At 70.9% G+C, this 16,865-nt stretch carries 18 protein-coding genes; 14 read left to right on the top strand and 4 right to left on the bottom strand.

Translation table 11 applies throughout. The annotated features are described in order from the left end of the window. Window positions 1-432: 432 nt before the first annotated feature. The 5 genes from mihF to metK all read left to right on the top strand — a co-directional run bounded on the left by mihF (window position 433) and on the right by metK (window position 4,214). On the top strand, window positions 433-750 hold the full coding sequence (gene mihF, locus BKA25_RS15705) for an integration host factor, actinobacterial type (protein ID WP_069848754.1): 318 nt from the start codon (window positions 433-435) through the stop codon (window positions 748-750). After that, window positions 747-1,385: a guanylate kinase gene (gene gmk / locus BKA25_RS15700; protein WP_069848756.1), complete on the top strand. Its 639-nt coding sequence runs from the start codon at window positions 747-749 to the stop codon at window positions 1,383-1,385. Before mihF ends, gmk begins: the two co-directional genes overlap by 4 nt. After that, entirely contained in the window at window positions 1,382-1,672 is a 291-nt protein-coding gene (rpoZ, locus tag BKA25_RS15695) for a DNA-directed RNA polymerase subunit omega (protein ID WP_172803777.1), read from the top strand. The genes gmk and rpoZ overlap by 4 nt, the downstream gene beginning before the upstream one ends. Next, complete coding sequence (gene coaBC, locus BKA25_RS15690) at window positions 1,669-2,919, top strand: bifunctional phosphopantothenoylcysteine decarboxylase/phosphopantothenate--cysteine ligase CoaBC (protein WP_069848757.1); 1,251 nt, start codon at window positions 1,669-1,671, stop codon at window positions 2,917-2,919. Before rpoZ ends, coaBC begins: the two co-directional genes overlap by 4 nt. Before the next feature lie 92 nt (window positions 2,920-3,011). Further along, the gene (gene metK / locus BKA25_RS15685) at window positions 3,012-4,214 is read left to right on the top strand and encodes a methionine adenosyltransferase (RefSeq protein ID WP_069853581.1); all 1,203 of its coding nucleotides are present in this window, start codon (window positions 3,012-3,014) and stop codon (window positions 4,212-4,214) included. Window positions 4,215-4,385: 171 nt separating this feature from the next. Here metK and BKA25_RS15680 read toward each other — a convergent pair whose 3' ends face one another. Continuing rightward, complete coding sequence (locus BKA25_RS15680) at window positions 4,386-4,916, bottom strand: GbsR/MarR family transcriptional regulator (protein WP_069848759.1); 531 nt, start codon at window positions 4,914-4,916, stop codon at window positions 4,386-4,388. A gap of 145 nt (window positions 4,917-5,061) precedes the next feature. Between BKA25_RS15680 and BKA25_RS15675 the strand changes: the two genes are divergently transcribed. The 4 genes from BKA25_RS15675 (at window position 5,062) to BKA25_RS15660 (ending at window position 9,637) form a co-directional block, all read left to right on the top strand. Continuing rightward, window positions 5,062-6,264, top strand: a complete 1,203-nt coding sequence (locus tag BKA25_RS15675) for a cytochrome P450 (protein WP_069848760.1) — start codon at window positions 5,062-5,064, stop codon at window positions 6,262-6,264. 9 nt (window positions 6,265-6,273) lie between these two features. Further along, window positions 6,274-6,471 (top strand): ferredoxin, encoded by a 198-nt coding sequence (locus BKA25_RS15670; protein WP_069848762.1) that lies wholly within the window; start codon window positions 6,274-6,276, stop codon window positions 6,469-6,471. A 91-nt stretch (window positions 6,472-6,562) separates the two neighbouring features. Further along, window positions 6,563-7,339, top strand: a complete 777-nt coding sequence (locus tag BKA25_RS15665; protein ID WP_069848764.1) for a class I SAM-dependent methyltransferase — start codon at window positions 6,563-6,565, stop codon at window positions 7,337-7,339. Between the two features lie 105 nt (window positions 7,340-7,444). Continuing rightward, entirely contained in the window at window positions 7,445-9,637 is a 2,193-nt protein-coding gene (locus tag BKA25_RS15660) for a primosomal protein N' (RefSeq protein ID WP_069848766.1), read from the top strand. A gap of 73 nt (window positions 9,638-9,710) precedes the next feature. Here the strand turns inward: BKA25_RS15660 and BKA25_RS15655 are convergent, their stop codons facing one another. Genes BKA25_RS15655 through def form a run of 3 tightly spaced genes read right to left on the bottom strand, consistent with a single transcriptional unit; the run spans window position 9,711 to window position 12,617 of the window. Further along, window positions 9,711-11,144 carry an RsmB/NOP family class I SAM-dependent RNA methyltransferase gene (locus tag BKA25_RS15655; RefSeq protein ID WP_069848768.1) on the bottom strand — a complete coding sequence of 478 codons (1,434 nt, stop codon included), beginning with the start codon at window positions 11,142-11,144 and terminating at the stop codon, window positions 9,711-9,713. Next, window positions 11,141-12,070 (bottom strand): methionyl-tRNA formyltransferase, encoded by a 930-nt coding sequence (fmt, locus tag BKA25_RS15650; RefSeq protein WP_069848769.1) that lies wholly within the window; start codon window positions 12,068-12,070, stop codon window positions 11,141-11,143. Before fmt ends, BKA25_RS15655 begins: the two co-directional genes overlap by 4 nt. A gap of 7 nt (window positions 12,071-12,077) precedes the next feature. Next, window positions 12,078-12,617, bottom strand: a complete 540-nt coding sequence (gene def / locus BKA25_RS15645; protein ID WP_069848771.1) for a peptide deformylase — start codon at window positions 12,615-12,617, stop codon at window positions 12,078-12,080. A gap of 263 nt (window positions 12,618-12,880) precedes the next feature. Between def and rpe the strand changes: the two genes are divergently transcribed. The 5 genes from rpe (at window position 12,881) to BKA25_RS15620 (ending at window position 16,642) form a co-directional block, all read left to right on the top strand. Further along, a complete protein-coding gene (rpe, locus tag BKA25_RS15640) occupies window positions 12,881-13,558 on the top strand; it encodes a ribulose-phosphate 3-epimerase (RefSeq protein WP_069848772.1) in 678 nt (225 codons plus the stop codon). A gap of 201 nt (window positions 13,559-13,759) precedes the next feature. Continuing rightward, entirely contained in the window at window positions 13,760-14,398 is a 639-nt protein-coding gene (locus tag BKA25_RS15635) for a riboflavin synthase (RefSeq protein WP_069848774.1), read from the top strand. Beyond that, entirely contained in the window at window positions 14,395-15,681 is a 1,287-nt protein-coding gene (locus BKA25_RS15630; RefSeq protein WP_069848776.1) for a bifunctional 3,4-dihydroxy-2-butanone-4-phosphate synthase/GTP cyclohydrolase II, read from the top strand. The genes BKA25_RS15635 and BKA25_RS15630 overlap by 4 nt, the downstream gene beginning before the upstream one ends. Continuing rightward, window positions 15,678-16,175: a 6,7-dimethyl-8-ribityllumazine synthase gene (ribH, locus tag BKA25_RS15625; protein WP_069848778.1), complete on the top strand. Its 498-nt coding sequence runs from the start codon at window positions 15,678-15,680 to the stop codon at window positions 16,173-16,175. The genes BKA25_RS15630 and ribH overlap by 4 nt, the downstream gene beginning before the upstream one ends. Beyond that, a complete protein-coding gene (locus BKA25_RS15620; protein ID WP_069848780.1) occupies window positions 16,172-16,642 on the top strand; it encodes a PH domain-containing protein in 471 nt (156 codons plus the stop codon). The genes ribH and BKA25_RS15620 overlap by 4 nt, the downstream gene beginning before the upstream one ends. The last annotated feature ends 223 nt before the right edge of the window (window positions 16,643-16,865 follow it).

Raw genomic sequence — 16,865 nt, 5'->3', positions numbered from 1 at the left:
CCCCATCACGGGCACGCCTCGGCGGTGTCGGCGGCCGATCTCCGGAAGGAGGGAGGAGCAGACACCGTCGAGGCGCCCGACAGCGTGGAACGCGACACGAGAGCTCGGCGGACCGCAGGCACCTCGGAGGACACGAAGTGCCCGGGCGTGGCCTTCGTATCGGGTTAACCAGCAGGTTCGTTGTTCTCGGTCCGTCCATCATGATCATCTTAACGCGCGATCGGGTTCCGTCGATCGAGAGCGCTTTCGTCTTGATCGGCACCCTGGGTAATGGGCTCTCTACGAATGGCGGTAGCTTGTGCGCCCGCGCCACCGAAGGCGAACGCCCAGGTGAGAATCACCTGGGTAGGCCGGACCCGTGTTGTGCCGCGTCAGACGCGGTCGGTACGGTCGCGGCACCGATCCAGAGGAACCCACACCACGGAGGAGATCGTGGCCCTTCCCCAGCTGACCGAGGAGCAGCGGGCCGCAGCATTGGAGAAAGCGGCTGCTGCCCGCCGCGCCAGGGCGGAATTGAAAGAGCGCCTGAAGCGCGGTGGCACCACTTTGAAGCAGGTGCTCACCGACGCGGAAGCCGACGAGGTCCTGGGCAAGATGAAGGTGTCCGCACTGCTGGAAGCGCTTCCGGGAGTCGGAAAAGTCCGGGCCCAGCAGATCATGGAACGCTTGGAAATCGCGTCCAGTCGTCGTCTGCGTGGATTGGGTGATCGGCAGCGCAAGGCGCTGCTCGCCGAATTCAGCAGCGAGTGAGTGTTTCATCAAGGAGGGGCCGGCTGGTTGTACTGGCCGGCCCCTCCGGTGTCGGTAAGAGCAGTGTCGTCGCCCGGCTACGCGAGTTGTTGCCCGATCTGTGGTTCAGCGTCTCGATGACCACCAGGCTTCCTCGCCCCGGCGAGGTGGACGGTCGGGATTACCACTTCGTCACCGCCGAGCGTTTCCGCGATGCGATCGCGGCGGGCGACCTGCTCGAGTGGGCGGAGATCCACGGCGGCACCCACCGCTCCGGCACCCCACGCGAACCCGTCGAGCTGCGGCTCGCCGCAGGCCGACCTGCACTGGTCGAGCTGGACCTCCAGGGCGCCAGAAACCTTCGGGAAGCGCTTCCTGAGGCGCTCACCGTGTTCATCGCCCCGCCGAGCTGGGATGTGCTCGTGTCCCGGTTGGTCGGGCGGGGCACCGAGTCGGACGAGGTCGTGCGGCGCAGACTGGAGACCGCGCGCCGTGAACTCGCGGCCTCCGACGAGTTCGACGTCGTCGTGGTGAACGAGGATGTCGAACAGGCCGCCGAACAGTTGCTAACCTTGTTGACCGGGCCCGATCCGCGCGTAGAGCCGCGGACTAGCGCCACGGGCCCGTCGAGCAGACCCCAGGAGTCATCCACGTGATCACCCCGGCAGAACTGGGTGGACTCGGCACGCCGCCGAGCACCGCCCTTGAGGGCATCACCAACCCGCCCATCGACGACCTGCTCGAGCAGGTCAGCTCCAAGTACGCGCTGGTGATCTACGCCGCGAAGCGTGCCAGGCAGATCAACGACTACTACGCCCAGCTCGGCGAGGGCCTGCTGGAGTACGTCGGACCGCTCGTCGAGCCCGGCCCGAGGGAGAAGCCGCTGTCGATCTCGTTGCGCGAGATCCACGCGGGCGTGCTCGAGCACACCGAGGGCGAGTGACGACACCGTCGACCCCTGATCCGGCGACGGAGTCCGACCCGCCCTCGGTGATATTGGGGGTGGGCGGCGGTATCGCCGCGTACAAGGCCTGCGAGGTCCTGCGCGGACTCACCGAGACCGGTCATCGCGTGCGGGTGGTGCCGACGGCGTCGGCGCTGCGGTTCGTCGGAGCGGCCACCTTCGAGGCGCTCTCCGGACTCCCGGTCCGCACCGACGTCTTCACCGACGTCCCCGAGGTCCCGCACGTGCGGCTCGGGCAGAACGCCGATCTGGTGGTGGTGGCCCCGGCGACGGCCGACCTGATCGCCAAGGCGGCCAACGGTCTGGCCGACGATCTGCTGACCAACACCCTGCTGACCGCGCGGTGCCCGGTCCTGCTGGTGCCCGCCATGCACACCGAGATGTGGGAGCACCCCGCCACCAGGGCCAACGTCGCGACTCTTCGCGAGCGTGGCGTGGTGGTCGCCGAGCCGGCCAGCGGCAGGCTGACCGGCGCGGACACCGGCCGGGGCCGGCTGCCCGATCCGGCCGAGATCGTCGAGCTGTCCCGGCTGCTGCTGGCCCGGCGCGAGGCACTGCCGCGCGACCTCGACGGTCGTCGCGTGCTCATCTCGGCAGGCGGCACTCGCGAGCCCCTGGACCCGGTGCGTTTCCTCGGCAACCGTTCCTCGGGGCGGCAGGGCTACGCCTTGGCCAGGGTCGCCGCGCAGCGCGGCGCCGAGGTGACGTTGGTGGCGGCCAACGCCGATCTGCCGACCCCGGCGGCGGTGCACGTCGTGCGCGTCGGCAGCGCCGAGGAGCTGCGTACGGAGATGCTGCGGCGGGCTCCCGACGCCGAGGTGGTCGTCATGTCGGCGGCGGTGGCGGACTTCCGGCCGACCCTGCGTGCCGAGCACAAGATCAAGAAGGGTGCGAGCGATCCGGCAGCCCTCGAACTGGTCCGAAACCCCGACATCCTGGCCGAACTGGTCGCTCGACGGACTCCGGACACGGTGATCGTCGGTTTTGCCGCCGAAACCGGGGACGACGCGGGCGATGTGCTGCACCATGGCAGGCACAAGTTGCAGCGCAAGGGGTGCGATCTCCTGGTGCTCAACGAGGTCGGCGAGGGACGGGCCTTCGAGACCGAGGACAACGAGGGCTGGCTGCTGTACGCCGATGGTCGCGAGCAAACGCTGCCGAGGCGGGCGAAATCGGAGCTCGCGTCCATGGTGTGGGACGGGGTTTTCCCCCTGCTTCACGCTTGAGGGCGTGGTGGGCACCGGTGGATACGCTGGTCATCAACTTGAAGCACCGGTATGACTAGCCAGACCGGGGCCGGAAGCGGATGGAGAATCACGTGAGTCAGCACGCCCGCAGGTTGTTCACCTCCGAGTCGGTGACGGAGGGCCATCCCGATAAGATCTGCGATGCGATCAGCGATTCCGTCCTCGACGCGCTGCTGAGCAAGGATCCCCGGTCCCGGGTGGCCGTCGAGACCATGGTGACCACGGGGCAGGTGCACGTCGCGGGCGAGGTGACCACCGAGGCGTACGCCGACATCCCGACCATCGTCCGCGAGGTCATCCTCGGCATCGGCTACGACTCCTCGGCCAAGGGCTTCGACGGTCACTCCTGCGGGGTGAACGTCGCGATCGGCTCGCAGTCCCCGGACATCGCCCAGGGCGTCGACACGGCCCACGAGAGCCGCGTCGAGGGTTCCGAGGACGAGATCGCCAGGCAGGGCGCGGGCGACCAGGGACTGATGTTCGGCTATGCCTGCTCCGACACCCCGGAGTTGATGCCGCTGCCGATCGCGCTGGCGCACCGGTTGTCCCGGCGGCTGACCAGCGTTCGCAAGAACGGCGAGCTGCCCTACCTCCGTCCGGACGGCAAGACCCAGGTGACGATCGAGTACGCGGGCGATCAGCCGGTGCGACTGGACACGGTGGTCGTGTCCACCCAGCACGCGGCCGACATCGACCTCGATCGGATGCTCGGCGTCGATGTCCGGTCCAAGGTGGTGGACCCGGAGATCGCCGACCTGAACCTGGACGTCTCCGATGTCCGGCTGCTGGTCAACCCGACCGGCCGGTTCGTCATCGGTGGCCCGATGGGCGATGCGGGCCTCACCGGCCGCAAGATCATCGTCGACACCTACGGCGGCATGTCGCGGCACGGCGGCGGCGCCTTCTCCGGTAAGGACCCGTCGAAGGTCGACCGCTCCGGTGCCTACGCGATGCGTTGGGTGGCCAAGAGCGTGGTCGCCGCAGGCCTGGCCTCCCGGGTCGAGGTCCAGGTCGCGTACGCGATCGGCAAGGCTGCGCCGGTCGGTCTGTTCGTGGAGACCTTCGGGACCGAGACGGTGGACCCGTTGAAGATCCAGGCGGCGATCGCCGAGGTGTTCGACCTGCGCCCCGGGGCCATCATCCGTGATCTGGACCTGCTGCGGCCGATCTACGCGCAGACCGCAGCCTACGGACACTTCGGACGCACCGACTGCGCCTTGCCCTGGGAGAGCACCGATCGAGCAGAGGCACTGAAGTCGATCGCGGGTTCCTGACCCCGATCATCGATCGACCACGACCGGCGGTCGCTGTCGTCCTCGCGATGACGGCGGCCGTCGGTCGTTCTGCGGAGAACGGCCCGGGTGGTGCGCCGGGCGAGCCCACGCTGATCTGCCGTGCCCACCACCGGCAGGGTCCAGCAGGGCCGAAGCCGAACGAGCCGCCCTTCAGCCGGCGGCCGCCGCCCGGATGGCGTCGCGATGCTCGTACCAACGTCCGAGCATCGCGGGCAGCTCGACCGCCAGGAAGTCCATCATCTCGACCATCTCGCTGAGCCGACGACCCGCAGGTGTCGACCGGCCCAGCAGTTCGGCGCCCTCGCGGGCTCCCCGATCCCAATCCTCCAGCCATTGGAGCCTGCGCCGAAACAGCGTGCCCCAGACGTCGGCGTCGACCCGGTAGTGATCACGGCGCTGGCCCGGATCGCGTTCCCGGGTCACCAGTCGCAGCTGTTCGAGGTATTTGACGGCGCCGGAGATGGCGGACGCGCCGACCCCGAACTGCGCGGACAGTTCTGCGGCGGTGCGCGTGCCCTCATCGGAGATCATGATCGCGACGAAGGTCCGAGCCGCCATCCTGGGTATCCCCGTGTTGGAGAACGCCAGCGCGAACCGTTCCAGGAACCGCGCGATCTCGTCGGGGTCGCGTTCCTCGATGGCGGTGGGCGACCCGGAATCGGGTGCCTGGTCCTGACTCATCCGCCGATGCTATCTACTTCAATAAGTTCACGAAATTCTTGAACTTTGCGTACTGTGGTGATCGGCGATCACGAGGGCGGGCGGGCCCGCCCCGTGAACCGTCGTGGGGAATCGAACGTCTTCCGCTCAATCGAGAGGCTCGACGATGACGACTGCAGACCGCTCCGGTGCGATCACGTTGCCCACCACACGCGACAATCCCTTCGACCCGCCCGCCGAACTGTTACGGCTGCGGGCGGACCGGGGCATTCACCCGCTGGCGTACCCGGACGGACACCAGGGCTGGCTGGTCACCGACTACCAGGCGATCCGGACGGTCATGGCCGATCCGAGGTTCAGCGCGCGGCAGGAACTCCGACGCCTGCCGTTCGAACACCCGCTGGGTGTACAGCCGCAGCCACCCGCCGAACCGGGGATGTTCATCCGGATGGATCCGCCCGACCACACCCGGTATCGAAGCGAGCTGATCGCCCAGTTCACCGTGCGTCGGATGCGAGCGTTGGAACCGAGAATCGTCGAGATCGTCGAAGCCCACGCAGCGGCGATGCGCGCCCAAGGGCCGCCCGCCGACCTGGTGTCCTCCTTCGCGCTGCCGATTCCGTCCCTGGTGATCTGCGAGCTGCTCGGCGTGCCCTATGCCGACCGGGCGGTGTTCCAGGAGACCACTGCCGCGCTCCTGCGGCTGGACCAGACGCCCGAACAATTCGGCGTCAACATGGCGACGTTCCATGCCTTTCTGGGGGAGCTGGTCACGGCCAAGCGGACCGAACCCACCGACGACATCCTGGGCGGGTTGATCACCGACACCGCGCTGTCCGACCGCGAACTGGTGTCGATCGGCTTGCTGCTCCTGGTCGCCGGGCACGAGACCACGGCCAACATGTTGGGACTCGGTACCTTCGCGCTTCTCCGGCATCCCGAACAACTGGCTGCGCTGCGTGCGGACCCGACCCTCATCGACGGCGCGGTCGAGGAACTGCTCCGCTACCTGTCGATCATTCAGTTCGGTACCTCGCGATGTGCCCTGGAGCGCGTCGAGTTGGCGGGCGTGACCATCGAGGAGGGACAGAACCTGATCCTCTCGCTGCCTGCGGCCAATCGGGACCCCGAACGATTCCCCGATCCCGACCGGCTGGACGTCACCAGGGGATCCGCCCGCCATCTCTCCTTCGGCCACGGGGTGCATCAGTGCCTCGGCCAACAGCTGGCTCGGACCGAGATGCGCGTCGGATTCGCCACCCTGATCCGGGAGTTCCCGGACCTGCGTCTGGCGGTGGAACCGCACGAGGTGGTCCTGACCACGGATAAGGCGATCTACGGCGTGCACAGCCTGCCGGTGGCCTGGTAGGAGGTCGAGATGCGGGTCGAAGTAGACAGGCAACGCTGTGTCGGTGCGGGGATGTGCGCCCTGACCGCACCCGAGATGTTCGATCAGGACGAACACGACGGGCGGGTCGTGCTGCTGGTGGCCGACCCGGCCGCCTCGGCGCACGACGAGGTTCGCGAGGCGGCGGAACTGTGTCCCGCCGAGGCGATCCGCCTGCGATCCGACTGAACCGATCTCGCCTCGGGCGATCGTCCACATTGGCCGACCGGGAACTTCCGCAGGCGTGTCGTGGCCCGCTGGCCGGCCTAATCTTGCACGGATGAGAGCGGTTCGCGTGATTCCGGACGATGGTCCGATTCCGTTGCCCGATCGACGCACGGAACTGCCGTCCGAGGCGGCCGACGAGTTCTTCGGGGCTGCGGCGGCGACCTGGCGGGGGGAGGGGCCGGTACTCGACGTGGGTACCGGCCCTGGTTCGGTCGCCGCCGAACTCGCGGCCAGAGGCGTCGGGCTGATGGCCACCGACGTCACCGACCGGCGAGGCCCGCAGTGCCCGGACGTGCCGTTCGTGCTGGCGGCCGCCGACGAGCTGCCCTTCCGCAGCGGCGCACTCGCAGGTGTGCACATCTCCAGGGCGTTGCACCGGGCCAGGGACTGGCGGGCGGCGGTCGCCGAGGCCACCCGCGTCCTGCGCCCGGCGGGGGCGCTGTGCCTGGATGTCGGTGGCGGTCGCGCGCCCAACCTGATCGACGACCTCCTCGCCGAACTACGCCGCCGAGCCGAACAGCGGGGAGTGCCACCCGCCGAGGCGGGCAACGGATTGGAGACCAACCCCGACCAGGTCGACCAGGTCGCCTGTCGTGGCCTGGTCAGAGCGGGCGACATCGTCGTCGACTACGCGGTCGAGCACACCCCGAGGGCGGCGATGGCGGCCGCCGCGCAGGACCCGGACGGTTGGGCGGGCGGCAGCGATCTCGGTCCGCTGGCCCAGCTGGTTGAAGACGTCATGGCCGATGCGGGTGTGGACCCCGATCTGCCGTTGCGGCAGGCGAGAACGGCCCGCTATCGGGTATATCGGCGACCCGGCGTCGCCTGAGACCGGCGCGGTCGAGAACTCGGTCTGCGCCGCATCGAATCGGATCGCAGCTGATCGACCCGGGGCAGGCGAGCACCGTCCGTGGCGTCTGGTAGACCCATCCACATGGCACGGTCGACGACCCCCCGACGCGGGGAATGGCAGCAGGCGTCGGTCGCGTCGGTCGCACGGGTCTGTGTGAACGTCTCGCCCGCCCACCTCGACCGTGTCTTCGACTACCGGGTGCCCGCCCACCTCGACGAACAGGCGCAACCGGGTGTCCGGGTCCGCCTGCGGTTCGCCGGTCGACTGGTCGATGGTTTCCTACTCGAGCGGGTGGCGGAGACCGATTTCGACGGCACCCTGCAGTGGATCGACAAGGTCGTCTCCCCAGAGCCGGTGTTGAGCCCGGAGGTGGCGCAACTGGCCAGGGCGGTCGCGGACCGCTACGCCGGGACGCTGATGGACGTCCTGCGGCTGGCCATCCCACCCCGACATGCCGCCGTGGAGAAGGAGGCGGCGCGGGCCGCCGAGCCGAGCCCGCCCGAACGGGAGCGAGCCGAGCAGGCCATCGCAGCCGGCGCGGTTCCGTCACTCGAAGAGCCGTCGCCCGCCGCGCCGGAGCGGCATCCCGAGGCCACCCAGACCCAGACCGAGGCCACCCAGACCCAGGCCGACCAGCCCCAGACCATCCAGACCGAGGCCCCGGACCCCGGCGGTTGGCGCCGCTACCAGCACGGTGATCGACTCCTCGCGGCCCTGCATGCCGGGAAGGCCGCTCGCGCGGTCTGGCAGCCGTTGCCCGGCGAGGACTGGCCCGCCCGTCTCGCCGAGGCGGCGGCGAGCGTCGCGGCCACCGGGCGCGGCGTCGTCATCGTGCTGCCCGACCAACGCGATGTGGCCAGGGTCGCCGCCGCGTGCACCCGGTTGTGCGAGGCGGAGCAGGTCGTGGCGCTGTCGGCCGGGCTCGGACCGGCCAAGCGTTACCGCCGGTGGCTGGCCATCCGGCGCGGAACGGCCCGGATCGTCGTCGGCACCCGCTCGGCGGCCTTCGCCCCCGTCGAACGCCCCGGTCTGCTGGTGGTCTGGGACGACGGCGACGACGTGCACTCCGATCCGCACGCGCCCTACCCGCATACCCGCGAGGTGTTGATGCTGCGCTCGCACCTCACCGGGGCGGGCCTGATCATCGCGGGATTCCCTCGCACGGCCGAGGCACAACTACTGGTCGAGACCCGGTGGGCGCAGGAGGTGATCGCCGAGCGGAGCGTGGTCCGCGCGGCGGCGCCGAGGGTGGTCGCGGTCGGAGCCAGCGCGGAGCAGGAGGCACGCGACCCGGCGGCCCGCAGCGCCCGGCTGCCGGGCATCGCCTTCGAGGCCGCCAGGGCGGCGTTGGCGGCCGAGGCTCCGGTGCTGGTCCAGGTGCCGCGGCGGGGCTACGTTCCGACGTTGGCCTGCGGCCAGTGCCGATCACGGGCCCGCTGTCGTCGATGCGCGGGACCGCTGGCGCTGCCCGGCTCCGACGATCGGGTGCCCCGGCCTGCCGCCTGCCGTTGGTGTGGCGCGACCGAGGCGGGCTTCCGCTGTCCGGACTGTGGATCGCGTCGACTGCGTGCGGTGGTGGTCGGCGCAGGACGGACCGCCGAGGAGCTGGGCCGGGCCTTCCCCGGGGTGGTGGTGCGCACCTCGGGAGGTTCGGAGGTCCTCGACGAGATCCCGGCCGGTCCCGCACTGGTGGTGTGCACTCCCGGCGCGGAACCACTGGCCCCGACGGGCTACGGAGCCGCCCTGCTGCTGGACGGCTGGGCCCTGCTCGGCCGTCCGGACCTGCGTGCCGAGGAGGAGGCGTTGCGACGCTGGCTCTCGGCGGCGGCGATGGTCCGGCCCGCCGAACAGGGCGGTCGGGTCGTGGTGATGGCCGAGTCCTCGCTCAATCCGGTGCAGGCCCTGGTGTGGTGGGACCCGGTCCGCCACGCCGTCGTCGAACTCGCGGGCAGACGGGAGCTCGGCTTCCCGCCCGTGGCCCGAATGGCAGCCCTGGATGCCGTTCCCGCCGCGATCGAACAGATCCGGGAACTACTCCGACTGCCCGAGGGCGCCGAGCTGCTCGGACCCGTCCCGCTGCCGTCAGGCGCCGCTGCGCAGCCCGGATCGGGTGCCCGATCGGAGCCGCAGGCCCGGGAACGACTGCTGGTGCGGGCGCCGCTGAGTCAGGGCAGGGCGCTGTCGGCCGCCGTGGCCGAGGCCATCGCCGTGCGGACCGCCCGCCGGGAGGCCGAACCCATCCGGGTGCACATCGACCCACTCGACCTGGTCTGACCCCGGCCGCGTGCCGATCCGTCGCGCCGGGTGGGACGGCCGCAACGGGACCGCTCAACCCGGACCGGCCGAATCAGTCGCGACGGAACAACGCGCAGAACATGGCGTCCGTGCCGTGTCGATGCGGCCACAGCTGCACACCCGGCCCCTCGCCCAGCCCGGGTACGTCGGGGAAGAAGGGCCTGGCGTCGAGTTGGGTGACGCCGGGTCGAGCCGCCGCCGCCGTCGCCACCTCGACCGTCTCGGCCAGGTGTGGGGAACACACGACGTAGGCCACCACTCCGCCCGGCCGCACCAGATCGAGCGCCGTGCCGAGCAACTCGGTCTGCAAGGTGGTCAGCGGCGCGACATCCGAGGGCTGCCGTCGCCACCGGGCCTCCGGCCTGCGGCGCAGCGCCCCGAGCCCGGTGCACGGCGCGTCGACCAGCACCCGATCGAAGGCCGCCGAGGGCAGCCCGCTCCGGCGTCCATCGGCGATATGCACCCGGACCGGGAGATCCTTGACCACCGAGCGGATCAGGTCGGCCCGATGCGTGGCGGGTTCCACGGCGTCCAGGGTGCCGCCGTCGAGACCGACCAGCGCGCCCAGCAACGAGGCCTTGCCACCCGGGCCCGCGCACAGATCCAGCCAGCGAAGATCGGAACCCTCGATCTGCGGCCGGGTCAACGCCAGCGCCGCCAGCTGGCTGCCCTCGTCCTGCACCGCCGCGAGTCGCTCGCGGACCGGCTCCAGATCGGCGGGATCACCCGCCCCCGCCTCCAACCGCACACCGTAGGGCGAGTAGGGCGCCTCGTCGCCGCCGGTGATCGCCGCGAGCTCGGCCGAGCTGATCTCACCGGGCCGGGCCACCAGATGAACGGCGGGACGCGCGTCGTCGGCCGCCAGCAGCTCGGCCAGCTCGTCCTCGGCCCCCGCCTCGGCCAGGGTCGCGGCGAACGCCTCGGCCACCCAACGCGGGTGGGGATGCCGCAGCGCCAGGTAGCCGAGCGGGTCCTCGGCCGAGTCCGGCGCGAGGAACTCCACCCACCCGTCCTCGTCGCGTTCGGTGGCTCGGCGCAGCACCGCGTTGGCGAACCCCGCCGCCCCGGTGCCTGCCCGGCTCCGGACCAGCTCCACACTGGCCGAGACGGCCGCGTGCGGGGGGATCCGGGTTCGCAGCAGTTGATAGACGCCCAGCCGCAGGCCGTCCAGCACGACGCCGTCGATCTCGGTCAGGGGCCGCTCGCTGCACTCGCCGAGGACCGCGTCCAGCAGACCGAGCGTCCGGCTGGCACCGTAGGCCAGCTCGGTCGCCAGGGCCGCGTCGCGGGTGCCGATCCGTCGGTCCCGAAGCAACCGGGGGAGGACCAGGTTGGCGTAGGCGTCCTTCTCCCGCACCGCGCCGAGGGTGTCCAGCGCGGCCTCTCTGGCCGGGTCCTGCGCCGGGGGCCTGCGCGGGCCGCCTCGACCACGCGGCGGGCCGGACGGGCCGCCTCGGCGGTCCCTCCTTGCGGGTTGCGGGCTCATCCCAGCTCCTCGTCCTGCTCCATGCGCACGCCGCGCGCCCAATCGGTCGCCGCCATCCTGCGCTTGCCCTGGGCCTGCACCTCGCCCAGTACGACCGGGTCCGTCGCCGTCCCGACGAGTACCCGCTTGCGTTCCACCAGGATGCGCCCCGGCGGCAGCGGTTCGTCGATGACGACCGGCAGTACCGGGCCGAGCTTGAGTCGCTCGCCTCGGAACATCGCCCAGGGGCCCGGTTCCGGGGTCAGCGCCCTGGCCGTGCGATCGACGGCCGTCGCGGGCAGCGTGAAGTCGAGTCGGGCGTCCTCCACCGTGAGCTTGGCGGCGTAGCTGACATCCGCCGCAGGCTGCTCGGCGGCGGTCACCGTGCCGTCCTCGATCCCGTCCAGCGTGGCGGCCAGCAGCGCGGCGCCGGACTCGGCGAGCCTGCCCAACAGGTCGCCTGCGGTGTCTCGGCGGTCGACCCGCTCGGTCACCACGCCGAAGACCGGCCCGGCGTCCAGTTCCCTGACGATCCGAAACGTGCTCGCCCCGGTGATCTCGTCGCCCGCCCTGATCGACGCCTGCACGGGCGCCGCGCCCCGCCAGGCGGGCAACAGCGAGAAGTGCAGGTTGACCCAACCGTGGGTGGGGATATCCCTGGCGACCTTGGGCAGCAGCGCGCCGTAGGCGACCACCGGCGCGCAGTCCGGGGCGATGTCGGTCAGTCGCGCCAGGAAGTCCGGATCGCTGGCCTTGGGCGGGGTCAACACCTCGATGCCGTGTTCGTCGGCGAGCATGCCGACCGGCGAGCGCAGCAGTCGCCTGCCCCGGCCCGCCGGGGCGTCCGGCCGGGTCACCACGGCCACCACCTCGTGGCGTGGCGAGTCGATCAGCGCGCGAAGAGCGGGGAGCGCGGGCTCGGGAGTGCCCGCGAAGACGAGTCGCATGGTCGCCTCAGTTCCTTCGTGCCAGCGCGGGCGAGAGCTCCTCGAGTGCGGAGTCGTCGAACCACGCGGTCTGGCGGATGTCGCGCATCACCAGCGATGCGTCCTCGGGCGCGAGTCGGTCGATGTAGAGGACGCCATCGAGATGGTCGGCCTCGTGCTGCAGGCAACGCGCCAGCAGACCCTCGCCCGGTACCTGAACGGGTTCGCCGTGCATGTTCCACCCGGTCGCCAGCACCCGGTTGGCCCGGCGGCACTCCCAGCTCATCCCCGGGATGGACAGGCAGCCCTCGGCCTGCTCGTCGAGCTCCTCGTCGAGTACCCGGACGGTGGGATTGACCAGATGGCCTGCATGGCCTGCACAGTGGTAGGCGAAGACCCGCAGTCCCACGCCGATCTGCGGCGCGGCGACGCCCGCGCCGCCCTGCTGTTCCATGGTGTCCCAGAGGTCCTGGATCAGGGCCCGCAACGTCTTGTCGAAGTCGACGACCTCCTGCGCTCTGGTGCGAAGCACCGGATCACCGAAGAACGTGATGGGCTGGACGGACACGAGGCTCCTAGTCCCAGGGGGACACTCGCCGGGGCGTTGGTCGCCAGGAGTCTAGTCACGAAGCGGTCTGCGGCGGGCGTGGTGCGATCGGCCCAGGCGATCTCCGAGAGCCGACGCCGGACCACCGGGGGAGAACCGCGATGCGGGCGCCGTCGGTGCGCCGCGGACCCGACTCCCCGATCGGGCCGCACCGGCCACTTAGACTCGGCGCCGTGTCCGCCGTGTCAGAAAGCGCCGTGTCCTCGACCGCAGCTCGCAGGCCGATGATCGCCCCGTCGATCCTGTCCGCCGACTTCGCCCGGTTGGCGGAGGAGGCCGCCTCCGTGGCGGGAACCGAGGACAGCCCGGGCGCCGACTGGCTGCACGTCGACGTCATGGACAACCACTTCGTGCCCAACCTCACACTGGGGCTGCCCGTGGTGATGGCCTTGCGCGCGGCCACCGATATCCCGCTGGACTGCCACCTCATGATCGAGGACCCCGAGCGGTGGGCGGTCGGTTACGCCGAGGCGGGGGCGCACAACGTGACTGTGCATGCCGAGGCCGCCGTCGACCTGCTGGGCATCGCCCGCGATCTGCGGGCCGCCGGAGCGCGGGCGGGTCTCTCGCTGAAGCCGGACACCCCCCTGGAGCCCTACCTCGACGTGCTGCGGCACTACGACACCCTGCTGGTGATGTCGGTGGAGCCCGGGTTCGGCGGCCAGTCCTTCCTGCCCGCGACCCTGGCCAAGGTCCGCCAGGCGCGGCACCTGGTGGAGACCGGGCACCTGCGGCTGCTCATCGAGATCGACGGCGGGATCAACGCGGAGACGATCGAGGAGGCCGCGGAGGCGGGCGTCGACTGTTTCGTCGCCGGTTCCGCCGTCTACTCGGCGCCCGACGCAGGCCTCGCCGTGACCACGCTGCGGGACAAGGCCGCGGCCGCACGACCGGCGCACTGACCCGCGACCGCGTGGCCCGGCGACGGCCGGGCCTGCGCCGGTGTTCGACGTGGATTGTTCGACCCCTCGCCGAATCGGGACCGGACTGGGGGCCGTGCTGCCAACGGTGGGAGACTCCGAGGACAGCGCTGCCACACCGCGCACCGCACCGGGCCGCCGACGTCGGCGCCAGGCGGCCGTCACTCGTCATGGAGGTCACCAGTGTTCACCGGGATCGTGGAGGAACTGGGCGAGATTCGGGAGGTCACCCGGCTAGCGGACGCCGCTCGGCTGACGGTGGCCGCCCCCACGGTGGTCTCCGACGCCCGCCACGGTGATTCGATCGCGGTCAACGGCGTCTGCCTCACCGTGGTGGACGTCCTCGACGGCGCCTTCACCACCGATGTGATGCTCGAGACACTGCGCCGCAGCAACCTCGACGGGATCGCCGAGGGCGACGCCGTCAATCTGGAACGCGCCCTGGCCGTCAGCGCTCGTTTCGGCGGCCACATCGTGCAGGGTCACGTGGACGGTTTCGGCGCCGTCCTGGAGCGCACCCCGGCCGAGCACTGGGAGCTCGTCCGAATCGAGCTACCGCAATCGTTGGCCCGTTATGTCGTGGAGAAGGGATCCATCGCCGTCGACGGCGTGTCCCTGACCGTGGCGGCCGTCGACGCGGACTCCTTCACCGTCAGCCTGATCCCGACCACTCTGGAACTGACCACCCTCGGCCACCGGACGCCGGGTGCCAGGGTCAACCTCGAGGTCGACGTGCTGGCCAAGTATGTGGAGAAGCTCACGGCCGCGCCGGCCGCTGCTCTCGGCACGAGCATCGCGACGGGGACGGAGGCGACCCGATGAGCGGGCACGGCACGGGCACCGGGCCCGACCTGGCGCGGATCGAGCGGGCCGTCGCCGACATCGCCGAGGGCAAACCCGTCGTGGTCGTCGACGACGAGGACCGGGAGAACGAGGGCGATCTGATCTTCGCCGCCGCCAGGGCCACTCCCGAGCTGGTGGCGTTCATGGTGCGGCACACCTCGGGCTACCTGTGCGTGGCACTCACCGAGCAGGACTGCGTCCGGCTGGACCTGCCGCCGATGTACCACAGCAACCAGGACCGACGCGGCACGGCCTACGCGGTGACCGTGGACGCCAAGGACGGGGTGACCACCGGCATCTCCGCCGCCGACCGCAGCCACACCGTGCGACTGCTGGCCGACCCCACCGCCACCGCCGCCGACCTGCTGCGACCCGGTCACGTGGTGCCGCTGCGGGCCAAGGAGGGCGGGGTGCTGCGCAGGCCCGGCCACACCGAGGCCGCCGTCGACCTCGCCAGGCTCGCCGGACTGCATCCAGCAGGGGTGCTGTGCGAGATCGTCAGCCAGAAGGACGAGGGCGAGATGGCGCGGCGCGAGGAGCTGGAGGTGTTCGCCGCCGAACACGACATCACCCTGATCAGCATCGCCGACCTCGTCGCCTATCGACGTCGGTTCGAGAAGCAGGTCGAGCGGGTCGCCGAGGCCCGCATCCCCACCCCGCACGGGAATTTCCGGGCCTACGGGTTCGACAGCACGCTCGACGGGATCGAACACATCGCCTTGGTGTACGGCGACATCGGCGACGGTGAGGACGTCCTGGTCCGGGTGCACTCCGAATGCCTGACCGGTGACGTCTTCGGTTCGCTGCGCTGCGACTGCGGCCCGCAGTTGGACGCCGCGCTGGCCGCGGTCGCCGAGGAGGGTCGGGGCATCGTGCTCTACATGCGTGGCCACGAGGGGCGCGGGATCGGGCTGATCCACAAGCTGCAGGCGTATCAACTCCAGGACGCCGGGGCGGACACCGTGGATGCGAACCTGGCCCTGGGACTTCCCGCCGACGCCCGGGATTACGGGACCGGCGCGCAGATCCTGGTGGACCTGGGAGTGCGGTCGATGCAGCTGTTGTCCAACAACCCGGACAAGCGCATCGGCCTGGAGGGTTACGGACTCCGGGTGACCGGGCGGGTCGCGCTGCCGATCCGACCCAACCCGGAGAACCTGCGGTACCTGCAGACCAAGCGGGACCGGATGGGCCACGAACTGGGAGACCTCGAAGCGCCCGTCGGGCGAACCGAGGACGGCGGGGCAGGAGCACAACGATGAGCGGAACCGGTAGGCCGACCGCCGAGACCCCCTCGGCGGCGGGAATGCGGGTGGCGATCGCGGCGACCCGCTGGAACGCGGCGATCGTCGACACGATGGTGGAGCGCGCCGAGGCCGCGCTGGCCGAGGCGGGCGGGCCGCCGCCGCTGGTCGTACGGGTGGCGGGCGCCGTGGAACTCCCGGTGATCTGTCAGCAACTCGCGCGCGACCACGACGCCGTGGTTGCGCTGGGTGTGGTCATCCGGGGTGGCACCCCGCACTTCGATTACGTGTGCGACGCCGTCACGGCCGGTCTGACCCGGGTGGCGCTCGACGAGTCGACCCCGGTCGGCAACGGTGTACTGACCTGCGACAACGAGGAACAGGCCGTGGCACGCAGCGGTCGGCCCGGAGCGCAGGAGGACAAGGGTCACGAGGCGACGATCGCGGCGATCGACGCGGCCGCGCTGCTGCGGGACCTGCGTGGCCAATCGAGAGGCGGGAGCCAGGGATGAGCGAGTCGACCACCGAGGCCACCGAGCGATCCCTGCTGGTCGTCCGGCCACGCCGGGGCAGGGCGGTGGCCATCGGCGCGGCGGTGGTGCTGATCGTGGTGTTCGCCGTCGTCGCCACCCTGCTTCGCGACACACCGACCGGGGTGTACTTCCGGCTGTCGGACCAGATCGCGATGGCCCTGCTCGGCGTCCTACTCGGCTGCGGCGCGTTGATCTTCGCGCGCCCCAAGCTGGTGGCCGACTCGACCGGCCTGACGGTCCGCAACTTCGCCGGCACCAAGCGGTTGGAATGGGCGCTGATCCTGGACGTCACCTTCCCCGACGGCACGCCGTGGGCGCGGCTGGAGCTGCCCGACGACGAGTACGAGGCGGTGATGGCCATCCAGGCCGCCGACGGCCAGCACGCCGTGCGGGCGATCCGTGAGCTGCGCAGGCTCTACTACGAATACAGCCCGCACGCGAACTGATCCCGGGCCCGTTCTGGATCGGGCGGTCCGCATCCGGCATCCGGGTGACGCGGTGCCCGCAGGCCGGACCACGGCCGGCGACGGCCGCCGTGCCGTCCTGCGCCGGCCGGGTGAGGGGATGCCGCCGTACCGGTGGTATCGCCGTCCACGGCTCGGCCTCGGTGCGCTGCTGCGCTAGGTTGCCGTGTGATCGCGGCCGGCGGCACGAGAAGCGCAGTGGTGC

Origin of the sequence: Actinoalloteichus hymeniacidonis (assembly GCF_014203365.1) — a bacterium.
GTDB lineage: Bacteria > Actinomycetota > Actinomycetes > Mycobacteriales > Pseudonocardiaceae > Actinoalloteichus_A > Actinoalloteichus_A hymeniacidonis.
Note: the sequence above shows the minus strand (reverse complement) of the source record. Positions and strands in the feature narration are given on the sequence as shown.

Bases quoted from the DNA above. Each gene is read 5' to 3' on its own strand.
- BKA25_RS15680 (WP_069848759.1), bottom strand. From the start codon at position 4,916: ATGAGTCAGGACCAGGCACCCGATTCCGGGTCGCCCACCGCCATCGAG.
- BKA25_RS15675 (WP_069848760.1), top strand. From the start codon at position 5,062: ATGACGACTGCAGACCGCTCCGGTGCGATCACGTTGCCCACCACACGC.
- BKA25_RS15670 (WP_069848762.1), top strand. From the start codon at position 6,274: ATGCGGGTCGAAGTAGACAGGCAACGCTGTGTCGGTGCGGGGATGTGC.
- BKA25_RS15665 (WP_069848764.1), top strand. From the start codon at position 6,563: ATGAGAGCGGTTCGCGTGATTCCGGACGATGGTCCGATTCCGTTGCCC.
- BKA25_RS15660 (WP_069848766.1), top strand. From the start codon at position 7,445: ATGGCACGGTCGACGACCCCCCGACGCGGGGAATGGCAGCAGGCGTCG.
- BKA25_RS15655 (WP_069848768.1), bottom strand. From the start codon at position 11,144: ATGAGCCCGCAACCCGCAAGGAGGGACCGCCGAGGCGGCCCGTCCGGC.
- fmt (WP_069848769.1), bottom strand. From the start codon at position 12,070: ATGCGACTCGTCTTCGCGGGCACTCCCGAGCCCGCGCTCCCCGCTCTT.
- rpe (WP_069848772.1), top strand. From the start codon at position 12,881: ATGATCGCCCCGTCGATCCTGTCCGCCGACTTCGCCCGGTTGGCGGAG.
- BKA25_RS15630 (WP_069848776.1), top strand. From the start codon at position 14,395: ATGAGCGGGCACGGCACGGGCACCGGGCCCGACCTGGCGCGGATCGAG.
- ribH (WP_069848778.1), top strand. From the start codon at position 15,678: ATGAGCGGAACCGGTAGGCCGACCGCCGAGACCCCCTCGGCGGCGGGA.
- BKA25_RS15620 (WP_069848780.1), top strand. From the start codon at position 16,172: ATGAGCGAGTCGACCACCGAGGCCACCGAGCGATCCCTGCTGGTCGTC.